The sequence below is a fragment of the Nonomuraea sp. NPDC050328 genome (genome assembly GCF_044459405.1).
Classification (GTDB): Bacteria; Actinomycetota; Actinomycetes; order Streptosporangiales; family Streptosporangiaceae; genus Nonomuraea.
On sequence record NZ_JBITIW010000004.1, the window covers coordinates 552,264 to 564,497 of the forward strand.

Genomic DNA, 12,234 nt, shown 5'->3' on the forward strand with positions numbered 1-12,234 from the left:
GCGAGCGGCGTGGCACGCCACAAGGAGGACCCATGCACCAAGAACCCAGCGGGACGGAACGCGCCCAGGACCCCAGTCCTGCGGAGAACGGCCCGCCCGTCGCGCGCCGGGTGATGTTGTCGGTGCTCGGCGCGGGCGCCGCCGCCCTCGCCGCCGCACCGCTCCTGCGACGCGGCTGGGACGGGCTGCTCGGCGCCGCCGCCCAGAACGACCCCACCGGGCTGACCGGCCTGCTCCCCGGCACGGACGGCTTCCGCTACTTCAGCGTGGCGGGATCCGTGCCGAGGAGGACCGCGGCCGACTACCGGCTGGAGATCGGCGGGCTGGTCGAGCGCCCGCAGACGTACACGCTGGACGCGTTGCGCGCCCTGCCCCAGACGCGGGTGGTCGGCGAGGCCCGGTGCACGGACGGCTGGCGGGTGCAGGACGTGCCGTTCTCGGGCGTCCTGCTCTCGCACCTCCTTGACCTGGCAGGAGTACGCGCCGAGGGCAGGGCCGTCCGCTTCACCTGCTTCGACGGCGTCTACAGCGAGAGCCTCACCCTGGAGCAGGCCCGCCGGGCCGACGTGCTGGTGGCCCTGGACATGCTCGACGCGCCGGTCACCCACGACCACGGCGGCCCGGTGCGGCTCTACGTCGCCCCGATGTACTTCTACAAGTCGGCCAAGTGGCTGTCCGGCATCTCCGTCACCGACAAGGTCGTCCCGGGCTACTGGGAGGAGTACGGCTATGCCATCGACGGCTGGCTCGACCCCTCGGCCTGACGGCCCCCTTCCGCGGTTCAGCCGGGCGGAGCGCCTGGTGCACCGGGTCACCGCCGGCCTCCTGCTGCTGTGCGCGGGCACGGCGGCCTGCCTGTACCTCCCGCCGCTGGCCCAGCTCGTCGGCCGTCGCCACCTGATGGTCGTCGTGCACGAGTGGTCCGGGCTCCTGCTGCCCGTGCCCGTCCTGCTGGGCCTCACCTCGCGGGCCTTCCGCGCCGACCTCCGCCGGCTCAACCGGTTCGCGCCCTACGACCGGCAGTGGCTGCGTGCCGTACGGCGGGGCACCCCGGGCCCGCGCCCGGCCGGCAAGTTCAACGCCGGGCAGAAGCTCTACGCCGGCTGGATCGCCGGAGCCGTGCCGATCATGCTGGCCACCGGCCTGCTGATGTGGTTCACCGGGCTCCTGCCGGTGATCCCCCGGGCGAGCGCGCTCTTCGTGCACGACCTCACGGCCCTGGCGATCGCGATCGTCGTCCTCGGGCACCTCCGCCTGGCCTACCGCGACCCCGAGGCCCGGCGCGGAATGCGCACGGGGGTGGTGACGCGCGCGTGGGCCAGGAGGAACCATCCGCAATGGGTGGAAGAGCTGACCCACGTTCGTGAAGACCGCCGATGACGCGCCGCCTCGGCCGCTACCAGAGCTTGTCGATCAGGCCCGGGTGGAGCTGGATCCGGGCGTCGTGGAACGAGGTGCGGTGCCGGCGGCTCGTGGCGCTGAAGAAGCCGGCCATGGTGACCTTGTCGAAGCCGGGTTGATCGCTGGGGAAGGGCTCGTCAGGGGTTCCTCCGATCAGGACCGTCCCCGGCAGCAGCTCCCATCCGCCGCTCTCGTAGAAGGCCTGCAGCGGACGATCGCAGGTGAACAAGCCGATGTCATGGCCGGCCTCGGCCATCGCGGTGCGGGCGGCGGTGATCAGGGTGCGGCCGTGGCCTCGGCCGCGTGCGGAGTTCCGAGTCACCACGGTGCTCAGCCCGGCTGCGCGGTATCGCCGGCCGTGGTGCTCGATCTCTTTGGCGAGGATGTCCAGGGCGGCCAGCACGACGCCCTGGTCGACCAGCAGCATGGACTGCGGAGACAGGTCTGGATCGTGGTTGGGCTCGCTGCCGCCGGGATCGGGGAAGGGAGAGGACGGCCAGGCGTCCCGCTGCAGCTCCCGGACCTGGGCGAGCAACGCGGCGGGGGTGGCCGGCTCGGGAAAGGACACGACATGCACGGGTCGAGTCTGCCTGAACGGAGCGCTGAGGTCGCGGCGGGCCTGGGCAGGGGTGGTCTCAGGACCTTGCGTCGCGGCCGCGCTTCAGGGAGAGGGCGCCCAGGGTGTTCAGGCCGCCGCCCCAGACCAGCAGGACCACGAGCCACTGCGCCCAGATCACCGGGCTCGTCTGCTCGGACAGCAGGCTCTGGACGACGGCGTACGGGGTGAGCCAGGGCTGGGCGGGTTGGAGGGGTTCGATGCTGCCCAGCAGCCACCACAGGCCCATGGGCAGGACGATGGTGCCGATGCTGGCGATCAGCGGGGAGCGCAGGAGCAGGGCCAGCCCGGTGCCGACCGACTGGGCGACGATCTGGACCAGCACGCCGCCGACGGCGACGGTTCCGGCGTTCTGCCACGGGTCCGCATGAGCGGAGGCCACCGCGAGGGCGACGGCGCTCACCAGGCTGCCGAAGATCCCGACAGCGGCGGCCATGAGCGCCGACGCCAGCAACGTGGGGAGGAGGCGGGCGGTGCGCGCGGTTTTCCACAGGTCGGCGGCGAGCAGTGCGCTGAGGAAGGGCACGGTCACCGACATGAGGCTCTGGACTGCCTCGGCGAGGGTCGCGTACGTCAGTTCGGCCGGAGGAACGGTGGCGGACACGCCTATGGCTGCCAGAAGACCCAGTAGCGGTGTGAGTGCGAGGAGCCATTTGCGGGGGCGGGTCCCGGTCAAGCGCTGAAGTGCGGCGCCGGTCGCTGTTTGTGAAGTGGCGTGCGCGGCCTCAGTGTGCACCGAGTGGCTCCTCTCGATGGGTCCGTCTTCGCAGTCCGTTCCTCCGTCATCATCTCCCGCGCGAGCCGAGAGGGGAATCGGTCAGCCGAGCAGGGCCGCCTTGCGGAGCAGGACCGAGCGTTCGTGGGGGTTGGAGCAGAGGCGAGCGGCCAACTCCAGTTCGGCGCGGGCTTCGGCCGGCCGGCCGAGGCGGGTGAGGAGTTCGCCGCGGACGGTGGGGAGCAGGTGGGAGCCGGACAGGCGGCCCGAGGCGGCCAGGGCGTCCACGATGGCCAGGGCCGGAGCGGGGCCGGAGGCCATGGCGACGGCGACGGCGCGGTTGAGGTCGACGACCGGCGAGGGCGCGACCCGGCCCAGAGCCTCGTAGAGCACCACGATCCGGTCCCAGTCGGTCGCCTCGACCGAGGGAGCCGCGGCGTGGGTGGCGGCGATGGCGGCTTGCAGGCCGTACGGGCCGAGGCCACGGGCGGAGGCCTTGGCCAGGGCGGCGAGGCCGCGGTGGATGGCGGAGAAGTCCCACAGGCGGCGGTCCTGGTCCTCCAGCAGGACGGGTGAGCCGTCGGGGGCGGTCCGGGCGGGGAAGCGGGCGGCGGTGAGCTCGCACAACGCCAGGAGGCCGTGCACTTCGGGCTCGTCCGGTTGCAGCGCGGCCAGCGTGCGGGCCAGCCGGATGGCCTCGTAGGCGAGGCCGGGGCGGAGCAGCCGGTCGCCCGATGTGGCCGTCGAGCCCTCGGTGAAGATCACGTAGAGGACGCTGAGCACGCCGCCCAGCCGCTCGTGGCGCTCGGCGGCGGGCGGGAGCTCGAACGGCACGGAGGCCGCCGCGATGGTCTTCTTGCCCCGGGTGATGCGGGCCTGGATGGTCGGCACGGGGACGAGGAACGCGCGGGCGATCTCTTCGGTGGACAGGCCGCCGACCACGCGCAGGGTGAGCGCGACCCGGGACTCGGGGGAGAGCACCGGGTGGCAACTGATGAACATCAGCGCCAGCAGGTCGTCGTCGATCCGGTCGGGGTCGGGTGCTTCGGCGGCCGGGGAACCTGTGGTCAGATCGGCCGCCAGCAGGGCGTATCGGGTGGTCAGGGCGGTACGGCGGCGGATGGTGTCGATGGCCCGGCGCCGGGCCGTGCTCATCAGCCAGCCGGCCGGGTTCGTGGGCGGGGACTGCGGCCAGGACACCAGGGCCTCGGCCACCGCTTCCTGGGCCGCGTCCTCGGCCAGGCCGCAATCGCCGGTGAACCGGGTCAGCGCGGCGATGATCCGCGCTGACTCGATCCGCCAGACGGCCTCGACGTCGGCTGCGCTCATCAGTGTCCCTGGACGGAGGGCGGGACCTCGTCGCTGCCGGGCACCCGCCGTACCTCGATCTTGGATCCGGGGGCGGCGGGAACGCGCTTGGCCCACTCGACCGCCTCCTGCTGGGAAGCCACGTCGAGCAGGAAGAAGCCGCCGAACAGCTCCTTGGTCTCGCCGTACGGTCCGTCCGTGACCACCGGGGCCTCGCCGCTGAAGTCGACCACGACGCCCTTGGCCGGGTCGTCGAGCCCTTCCGCGGCGAGCAGGACGCCGGCCTTCAGCATGTCCTCGATGAACTCGCCGGTCCTGGCCATCAGCGTGTCGATGTCGGCCATCAGGGCCGCGTTCGACTCGTCGGTACCGCGCATGATCAGCAGGTACTTCGCCATCGTCTTCTCCTCGTACGGCGGGCCGCCTCTCGGCCCTTTGTACCCACACGTCGAACGGGCGGCCGGCGGATCGACATCATCCTCAAGATTAACGAGCATGTTACGCGATCAAGCGCTCTGCCTTGTGAACGCGTAACCCATAGGCTACGTTTCGAGCTGTGGACGACGTAGCGAGCGCGATCGCCGACCCGGTACGCCGGGAGATCCTCGCCATGCTGCACAGATCCCCCCGGACCGCGGGCCAGATCGCCGAGCACTTCACCATCAGCCGCCCCGCGGTGAGCCGCCATCTTCGCGTGCTGCGCGAGTGCGGTCTGGTCCGCGACGAGCCGGCCGGCAGGAACCGCATCTACGTCCTCACCCCCGGACCGCTCGCCGACCTGGCCGAGTGGCTGGGCCGGTTCGCCCGGCCGCTGGGCCTGGAGCAGCGCCTCGACGCCCTGGAGACCGAGGTGTACCGCCTTCGCCGCGAGCGGCGCACGAGCCGGACGACCGCACCCGACCTCCGAGAGGAAGGCACGGCATGACTCGCAAGCCTGCCGCCGAACTGTTCCGCAGCACCGAAGGGATCAAGCTCCTCCTGACCCGCACCCTCCGGGCCCCGGTGGAGGACGTGTGGGAGTGCATCACCGAGCCGGAGCGTACGGCCCGCTGGTACGGGCCCTGGGAGGGAGACGCCGGGCTCGGGAAGACGATCAAGGTCAAGCTGGTCTTCGAGGAGGGCGAGCCGTGGGCCGACCTGCTCATCGAGCGGTGTGAGCCGCCGCACCGCCTCGACCTGGCCATGGTCGACGAGATGATGACGTGGCGGCTGCGGCTGTCCCTCACCGAGTCGGACGGCGTGACCGAGCTCCGCTTCGTCCAGGACTTCGACACCGAGGACGGCATCGCGGAGATCGGTCCCGGGTGGGAGTGGTACCTCGACAAGCTGGGCGCCGCGATCGAGGGCGGGCCCCAGCCGGTGTTCGAGGACTACTTCCCGGCGATGAAGCCGTACTACGAGCAGCTCCGCCCGCAGACCGGCGCGTAGCCGGCGGGCGGCCTGAGTTCCCGGCCGCCCCTCTTTCCCAGTGACCGCCCCCGGCGTACGGCGGTGGTGGGTTGACGCCCCGCGCCCCATCACCGCCGCCCGGTGAGGCTTCGCCGTACGGACTGCTCCCGGCGCTGTCAGAGTCGCGCCCACGTGTACGGAAGTGCCTGTCAGACAGGCTGACAACACCCAAATCCTTGCGGACATCCGCGCAACCCGAAACCTTGGTTCTCGCCGCACCGAACCCGCTCGATGCCTGCGACCAGGAGAAACGATGAAGCTGCCCACGTACGCCGCCACCCTGACGGGTGCAGTCCTGCTCGCCTCTCTGCTGGGGGCGGCCGGGAGCGCGGCGGCGGCCGGGGCGCTTCCGGCGGTGAGCATGGCGGCCACCGTGAAGGCCGCGCAGATCGACCCGCGACGCTCGGACAGCACGCTGACGCCGGGCGCCAAGGCGAGCGTGCTGCTGGTCGAGCGGGCGCTGCGCGACCGGCGGCTGCTGGACGCCAAGTGGGTGGACGGCTACTTCGGCACCACGACGGTCACCGCCTACGCGAAGTACCAGAAGTCGCTCGGCCTCACCGGTCTGGACGCCAACGGGCTGCCGGGCCGGGCCTCGCTCAGCAAGCTCGGCGCCGGGCGCTTCACGGTCACCGACGTGGTCGAGGTGGGCGGCCGGGTGCCGATGGACGGCTACGTCGTCAACGCCCGCACCAAGGCCATGCTGATCGAGGCGGAACGGTTGTTCGGCCGCGATTTCAAGCTGGACCAGGGCTCGTACAACCCTGGCGGTGACCCCACGTCGGTGGGCACGCACGACGGCGGCGGCGCGATCGACATCTCGGTGCAGGGCATGGACCCCGCCACCCGCACCGCCGGCGTCCGCGCGCTGCGGATGGTCGGCTTCGCCGCCTGGCTGCGTAATCCGCAGCAGGACGACTGGCCCTGGCACATCCACGCCGTGGCGCTGAACGACCCCAGCCTGTCCACGCAGGCGCAGCGCCAGGCCGGTGACTACTACCTCGGCCTCAACGGGCTGGCCAGCCGCGGCCCGGACGACGGTCCCAAGGTCGCCATCCGCACCTGGGAGGAGTACCGGCGCGGTCGCTGACCCCCACCTCGCACCATCCCACGCTTCCCCGAACTGGCTCCCCAAAGCTCAAGGAGAACACCATGAGAATGCGTACCAGGATCTTCACCGCGGCCTCCGCCGCCCTGGCCCTCGGCGGAGCGGTCCTCGGCGCCGCCTCGCCGGCCTCGGCCGCGAACCGCGACGGTGTCTGTGACCCGGGTGAGTTCTGCTACTACTTCAACAGCAACAACCAGGGTTCGGTTTCTGACTTCACCGGGTCGATCGCGGATTATGCGACGACGCAGCCGACGTGTTACGACTTCAAGGGTCCGGGCGCGGGCAAGGGTCAGTGCATCAAGAACTCGGCGGCTTCGGTGTGGAACCGCAGCAGCAAGACGGTGCGGGTGTACTTCAACACCGGTCACGCGGGCAGCTACCAGGACTTCGGTGCGGGCGCGAGGGGCAACCTGAACTCGACGCTGAAGAACCAGAACGCCTCGCACCAGTTCGCCCCGTCGTCCTCGGCGCGCACCAACATGTCGTTCTCCCTGTACACCGCCGCCGGCCGGATCAGCTGCGGCTTCGACGGCTACACCAGCACCCCCGGCCGCCACGAGGGCATCGACATCGTCCGCGGCGTCGGCTCCAGCGTGCACGCCCTGGTCGGCGGCGAGCTGATCAACCTGCAGCACGGCGCCACCGGCCGGGCCGGGCTGTCCACGATCTCGATCTACAACGCCTCGCTCGACAAGACGATCATCTACCTGCACTCCGCGCCGCTGACCTCGCTGCGCGTCGGCCAGCAGATCGCCAGGGGCCAGACCATCGCCACCGAGTCCTGGCGCGGGGTGTCCACCAAGGCCTCGGCGCACACCCACGTCGAGATGCGCCCCGGACGGCAGTTGCGCGCGGCCAAGAGCGTCGGCGACTCGCACCTGCAGAACCCGAACCCGACCGCGTTCTGGAACTCCCAGGGCTACCACGTCCGCTGACGCCCGAAGCTCTGAGGAGGGAGAACGACTGTGTTCCAACGAACTGTACGGCTGAGCACCCGGCTCGCCTCGGTGACCGCCGCCGCGCTGGTCCTGGGCGGAACGGCCTTCGGCGGCGCCGCACCCGCCTCGGCCGCGAACCGGGACGGTGTCTGTGACCCGGGTGAGTTCTGCTACTACTTCAACAGCAACAACCAGGGTTCGGTTTCTGACTTCACCGGGTCGATCGCGGATTATGCGACGACGCAGCCGACGTGTTACGACTTCAAGGGTCCTGGCGCCGGTAAGGGTCAGTGCATCAAGAACTCGGCGGCTTCGGTGTGGAACCGCAGCAGCAAGACGGTGCGGGTGTACTTCAACACCGGTCACGCAGGCAGCTACCAGGACTTCGGTGCGGGCGCGAGGGGCAACCTGAACTCCACCCTGAAGAACCAGAACGCCTCGCACCAGTTCGTGACGTCCGGGACGACGCCCACCGGCTGCAAGACCGACGGCACGGACTCCAAGCTCCCGACGACGATCCTCGTCTACCGCAAGTCCCTCAACCGGGTCGAGCGCGTCGACTTCAAGACCTACGTCAAGAACGTGCTGCCCAACGAGTGGATCTCGAGCTGGCCGGCCGAGTCGCTCAAGGCCGGGGCGCTCGCGGTCAAGAACTTCGGCTGGTACTGGGCGCTGCACTCCAACAAGAAGACCCCGAGCGGCCAGTGCTTCGACGTCTACGACCACACGTCTAGCCAGGTCTACAAGCCCGGCAGCGCCAAGGCCGTGACGAACGCCGCGGTCGACGCCACCTGGAACATCCGGCTGACCCGCGGCGGCAAGATCTTCCGCGCCCAGTACTGCGCGACCACGACGGCGTGCGGCAACTGGACCAACGGTGACTGGATGTCGCAGAACGGCTCGCGCGACAAGGCCAGGGCCGGATGGAGCTACTCCAGCATCCTGCGGCACTACTACACCGGGATCGCCCTCAGCTCGTTCTGAGGCCCCGCCACCCTGTTCCCCGCCCGTGCTCGCACGTGGCGGGGAACGTCATTCCCCGACGATGATCTGGAAGTTGATCGGCCGGTTGCCGGGGAACACGACCGCTCCCGTCGAGTCGACCATCTTGAACCGCACGTAGCACAGGCCGGGCTTGCGGGGCGTGGTGATGTCGGTCCGGATGTCGACCGTCTCGCCCGGCTGGGTGTCCTCGATCGGCACCTCGGGGATGGTCTGGCACTGGTCGGCCTGCTGGGCCGCGTCGAGGCGGCGGAGCGCGTAGCCCTTCCACGGCACCGAGCCGGCGTTCTTGAGCTGCCAGACCTTGGTCATGGTCTGGCCGGCGCCGACGCGGGTGCAGTCGGGGAGGGTGACGTCCTGGATGAACTGGGCCGCGTCGCCCTTGTGCAGCGGGGCGGCGGCCGGTGGGTTGGTGGGCGGGACCGGGCATTCGGCGGGGGACAGGGCGGCGGTCGACGGGCCGGCCGCCGGGGGCTGGCCGCCGCCTTCGGAACCGCCGCCGCCGCGATCGACGACCGCCACCAGCAGGGCCGCCGCCCCGATGACCCCGGCGCCCGCCACCAGCACCAGCGGGCGGAACCGCCGTGAGCCCCCCGCCTGCGGCCCATCCGCTGGTCCATAGGGGGGAGAGGGGTGCTCCGACGGGGTGGTGGGCGGTACGGCGGGCGTATCCACGGCGAGTGGTACGGCAGGCGCCTCCACGGCGACCTGCCCTCCGCCGGAGCTCTCCGCCGAGGCGCCGGCGCGCACCGGCACCTCCTCAGCGCCGCCCACCCGGATCGCCCGGTTGGCCGCCTCCCAGCGCTCGCGATACAGGGCCGGATCCGCCCCGCACGCCTTGACGAACTCGACGGTGGTCTCCCAGCTCGGAAGCCGGTTGCCCTTGGTGGCTTCGTGCAACGTCGTGTGGGAGATCGCCCCTGAGCGGCCGGACATTTCCCGGAAAGGTGGGTTGCCGACCGCGTTGCGCAGTTCCCGGAGGATCGCCGCGAAGTGCTCGATCGCCTCCGCCCGTGCACGTCTGTCGTCCACCGTGCGAAGCTAACAGCACCCACTGTCCGCTCTCAACTCAAACGAGCAAGGACGTCACACCACCCGCGGTCAACGTCTCCAGAACAGCAGGTGGGTGATCCCGCTCGGGCTCGGGATCTCTTCCAGGTGGAACCGGTCGAGCAACTCCGCGGGGCTCTTCCACAACCGCTCGCCCCGGCCCAGGTCGACGGGTGCGACGGCGATGTGCAGCGTGTCGACCAGATCGGCCTCCAGGAAGGCGCGCAGGGTGGCGACGCCGCCGCCGAGCCGTACGTCCTTGCCGCCGGCGGCCTCCTTGGCGCGGGCCAGCGCCTCGGCCGGGGTCGCGTCGAGGAAGTGGAAGGTGGTGTCGGCCAGGGTGAAGGACGGCCGGGGGTGGTGGGTGAGCACGAAGACCGGGGTGTGGAACGGGGGAGTGTCGCCCCACCACCCCTGCCACTCGTAGTTCTCCCAGGGCCCGCGCTGGGGGCCGAACTTGTTGCGCCCCATGATCTCCGCGCCGATGTTGTTCTGGTGGTCGCGGGTCATGTAGTCGTCCAGGCCGCGCGTGCCGCCCGGCTCGGTGCGGTTCACCCAGCTCGCGGTGGCGCCCGCCCAGGACGCGAGGTCCGCGGGGTCGGCGTGGCCGAACGGCCGTTCCAGGCTCTGCCCCTCACCGGCGCCGAACCCGTCGCGCGACACACAGAAACACTGCACTCGCACCAACTGCGACATGAGTCCTCCACTGTCTTCCCGTGGAGCGCCCGGGCTGGGCGCCCCTGTCGGAAGGTGGTCGAAGCTGCGGCGCGATTCTTGCCTCCCGAACGGCAAAAAGATGGAGCCACGGACCCCCTGTGGGGGGAGGGCGTACCCGCCGCCGCCCTGCGGGACCGCAGTCGGGCGCACCTGGCAGTACGCGGACGCGAACGAGCTGCCCTTCGGCGACGGCTCCTTCGACGCGGTCACGCACGGCTACCTGCTGCGCGACGTGCGGAGCGCCGAGCGGGTGCTGGCCGAGCAGTACCGGGTGCTGAAGCCGGGCGGCCGGCTGGTCCTGCTGGAGACCTGCCCGCCCCGTGGCCTGCTCCGCCACCCGGTGGGGCTGGGCGTGCGGATCCTGATCCCGCTGCTCGGGCAGGTGGTCACGGGCGACCGCGAGTCCTACTCCTACCTGCAGCGCTCCACGCTCGGCTTCATGACCCGGCAGGAGGTCGCCACGATCCTCCGGCGGCTCGGGTTCGAGGCCGTCCGGTGGAAGAAGCGCTTCCTCGGCACCCACATGATCATCGCCGTGCGGAAGCCACGATGATCACCCCGGTGAGTTCCTGTCGACCCCGGCGGGCGGCTGCCGGGGTGCAGGGGGTCAGTCGCGCCGGCGCAGCTCCTCGTTGATGCGCAACGCCTCGGCGAGTTGGTCCTCGAGGATGATGATGCGGCAGGCCGCCTCCAGCGCGGTGCCGGCGTCGACAAGTTCGCGGGCGCGGGCGGCCAGGCGGAGCTGGTAGCGGGAGAAGCGGCGGTGACCGCCCTCGGAGCGCAGTGGTTCGATCAGCTTGGCGGCGCCGAGGCTGCGCAGGAACGCCGGGGTGACCCCGAGGATCTCCGCGGCGCGGCCCATGCTGTAGGCGGGATAGTCCTCGTCGTCGAGCCGTTGCTCGGGACTGGCGGAGGCGTCCGGCCGGCCGGGCTCGGCGCCGTTGGTGGCTTCGGGGTGGTGGTGTGGGTTTCGCGTGGGTTGCGACACCTGGCGTGTTTGTTCCATACAGCCTTCCTGAACGCGAACAGGGGCCCCGGCGCATTCCCGCGCCGGGGCCCGAATGAGGTTTAACACCATCGACCGATCTTGCGACCGGTCACTTGTTCCGCATGAGCCGCCTGGTGGGGCGGGGATGCGGGGATCGCGTAAGCGTGACCGTAGACCACCGTCCTGTTCGTGGAGCTGCGGTACCCGTGCGGCGATGTTCAGCCGGCGACGGGCGATCCTGATGGCGTTCAACACTCCTTTCCGGTGTTACTGCGTCGTCGGCGGATGCCGACCTCTTGCTACGGCAGCGCGTCCACCGCCACGACCCACTTCCACTGCGCCGGCCGCGGCAGTCCGACCTTCTGCCTTCTTTCCCTTACCTTCGTCTTTGTCCTGCTGTCCACGTCCGTCCGGGCAGTTCGTCGTAGTGCTCGTGAAGCGCTGCCCTCGTGGATCCCTCCCTTGCTATGCCAGAGACATTACCCCCGGGTGATGCGAATGTCTACTGTGGCGACGACAGATTTTCTCTCCCGAGGGAGTAAAGGACGCGCCTGCGGCATGAGGTCGGGGTGGACCGCGCTCAACCGGCGGTGCCCTCGGTGATCCGCCGGAGGGTGGCGGTGTACTCCCGGAAGGCGATACGGCCCGCGTCGGTCAGCGACAGCCAGGTGCGCGGGCGCTGGCCGACGAAGCCCTTGGTCGCCTCCACGTACCCCGCCTTCTCCAGCGTGGTGATGTGCTTGGACAGCAGCGAGTCGCTGACCTCGATCGTGTCCCTCAGGTAGCCGAACTCGGCGGTGTCCGCCGCCGCGAGCATCGCCATGATGGACAGCCGTACCGGGGCGTGGATGATCTCGTCGAGGGCGTGACGTGGGTGGCTTTGCGAGCACCCAGCCGGGGCCGGCGGGCTCGCGCGGGTGCAGGAACATCGCGTAGAGCGCC

16 protein-coding genes are annotated in these 12,234 nt (G+C 70.6%); 8 read left to right on the forward strand and 8 right to left on the reverse strand.

The window, feature by feature from the left end:
- Positions 1 to 32 precede the first annotated feature (32 nt).
- Positions 33 to 764: a molybdopterin-dependent oxidoreductase gene (locus tag ACIBG7_RS18990; protein WP_357934003.1), complete on the forward strand. Its 732-nt coding sequence runs from the start codon at positions 33 to 35 to the stop codon at positions 762 to 764.
- Positions 730 to 1,380 (forward strand): cytochrome b/b6 domain-containing protein, encoded by a 651-nt coding sequence (locus ACIBG7_RS18995; RefSeq protein WP_397337045.1) that lies wholly within the window; start codon positions 730 to 732, stop codon positions 1,378 to 1,380. The genes ACIBG7_RS18990 and ACIBG7_RS18995 overlap by 35 nt, the downstream gene beginning before the upstream one ends.
- Before the next feature lie 16 nt (positions 1,381 to 1,396).
- Here the strand turns inward: ACIBG7_RS18995 and ACIBG7_RS19000 are convergent, their stop codons facing one another.
- The 4 genes from ACIBG7_RS19000 to ACIBG7_RS19015 form a co-directional block, all read right to left on the reverse strand.
- Entirely contained in the window at positions 1,397 to 1,978 is a 582-nt protein-coding gene (locus tag ACIBG7_RS19000; protein ID WP_397337046.1) for a GNAT family N-acetyltransferase, read from the reverse strand.
- A 58-nt stretch (positions 1,979 to 2,036) separates the two neighbouring features.
- Entirely contained in the window at positions 2,037 to 2,621 is a 585-nt protein-coding gene (locus ACIBG7_RS19005) for a hypothetical protein (protein WP_397337047.1), read from the reverse strand.
- Positions 2,622 to 2,834: 213 nt separating this feature from the next.
- Complete coding sequence (locus tag ACIBG7_RS19010; protein WP_397337048.1) at positions 2,835 to 4,061, reverse strand: RNA polymerase sigma factor; 1,227 nt, start codon at positions 4,059 to 4,061, stop codon at positions 2,835 to 2,837.
- A complete protein-coding gene (locus ACIBG7_RS19015; protein WP_357933989.1) occupies positions 4,061 to 4,438 on the reverse strand; it encodes a YciI family protein in 378 nt (125 codons plus the stop codon). The genes ACIBG7_RS19010 and ACIBG7_RS19015 overlap by 1 nt, the downstream gene beginning before the upstream one ends.
- 158 nt (positions 4,439 to 4,596) lie before the next feature.
- Here ACIBG7_RS19015 and ACIBG7_RS19020 point away from each other — a divergent pair, with 158 nt between their 5' ends.
- The 5 genes from ACIBG7_RS19020 to ACIBG7_RS19040 all read left to right on the forward strand — a co-directional run bounded on the left by ACIBG7_RS19020 (position 4,597) and on the right by ACIBG7_RS19040 (position 8,519).
- On the forward strand, positions 4,597 to 4,965 hold the full coding sequence (locus ACIBG7_RS19020) for a metalloregulator ArsR/SmtB family transcription factor (RefSeq protein WP_357933986.1): 369 nt from the start codon (positions 4,597 to 4,599) through the stop codon (positions 4,963 to 4,965).
- The gene (locus ACIBG7_RS19025) at positions 4,962 to 5,468 is read left to right on the forward strand and encodes an SRPBCC family protein (RefSeq protein WP_397337049.1); all 507 of its coding nucleotides are present in this window, start codon (positions 4,962 to 4,964) and stop codon (positions 5,466 to 5,468) included. The genes ACIBG7_RS19020 and ACIBG7_RS19025 overlap by 4 nt, the downstream gene beginning before the upstream one ends.
- Before the next feature lie 274 nt (positions 5,469 to 5,742).
- The gene (locus ACIBG7_RS19030; protein WP_357933980.1) at positions 5,743 to 6,579 is read left to right on the forward strand and encodes a peptidoglycan-binding protein; all 837 of its coding nucleotides are present in this window, start codon (positions 5,743 to 5,745) and stop codon (positions 6,577 to 6,579) included.
- Positions 6,580 to 6,641: 62 nt separating this feature from the next.
- Positions 6,642 to 7,532 carry a peptidase inhibitor family I36 protein gene (locus tag ACIBG7_RS19035; protein WP_357933977.1) on the forward strand — a complete coding sequence of 297 codons (891 nt, stop codon included), beginning with the start codon at positions 6,642 to 6,644 and terminating at the stop codon, positions 7,530 to 7,532.
- A 30-nt stretch (positions 7,533 to 7,562) separates the two neighbouring features.
- Positions 7,563 to 8,519, forward strand: coding sequence for a SpoIID/LytB domain-containing protein (locus ACIBG7_RS19040; protein ID WP_397337050.1), 957 nt, complete (start codon positions 7,563 to 7,565; stop codon positions 8,517 to 8,519).
- Between the two features lie 48 nt (positions 8,520 to 8,567).
- Here ACIBG7_RS19040 and ACIBG7_RS19045 read toward each other — a convergent pair whose 3' ends face one another.
- Both ACIBG7_RS19045 and ACIBG7_RS19050 read right to left on the reverse strand, forming a co-directional pair.
- Complete coding sequence (locus ACIBG7_RS19045) at positions 8,568 to 9,569, reverse strand: NBR1-Ig-like domain-containing protein (protein WP_397337051.1); 1,002 nt, start codon at positions 9,567 to 9,569, stop codon at positions 8,568 to 8,570.
- Positions 9,570 to 9,638: 69 nt separating this feature from the next.
- The gene (locus ACIBG7_RS19050; protein ID WP_397337052.1) at positions 9,639 to 10,283 is read right to left on the reverse strand and encodes a dihydrofolate reductase family protein; all 645 of its coding nucleotides are present in this window, start codon (positions 10,281 to 10,283) and stop codon (positions 9,639 to 9,641) included.
- Positions 10,284 to 10,383: 100 nt separating this feature from the next.
- Between ACIBG7_RS19050 and ACIBG7_RS19055 the strand changes: the two genes are divergently transcribed.
- Positions 10,384 to 10,857 (forward strand): class I SAM-dependent methyltransferase, encoded by a 474-nt coding sequence (locus ACIBG7_RS19055; protein ID WP_397337053.1) that lies wholly within the window; start codon positions 10,384 to 10,386, stop codon positions 10,855 to 10,857.
- Positions 10,858 to 10,911: 54 nt separating this feature from the next.
- Here the strand turns inward: ACIBG7_RS19055 and ACIBG7_RS19060 are convergent, their stop codons facing one another.
- Positions 10,912 to 11,166: a MerR family transcriptional regulator gene (locus ACIBG7_RS19060; RefSeq protein ID WP_397337132.1), complete on the reverse strand. Its 255-nt coding sequence runs from the start codon at positions 11,164 to 11,166 to the stop codon at positions 10,912 to 10,914.
- 706 nt (positions 11,167 to 11,872) lie between these two features.
- Positions 11,873 to 12,145, reverse strand: coding sequence for a winged helix-turn-helix domain-containing protein (locus tag ACIBG7_RS19065; protein ID WP_397337133.1), 273 nt, complete (start codon positions 12,143 to 12,145; stop codon positions 11,873 to 11,875).
- Between the last annotated feature and the right edge of the window lie 89 nt (positions 12,146 to 12,234).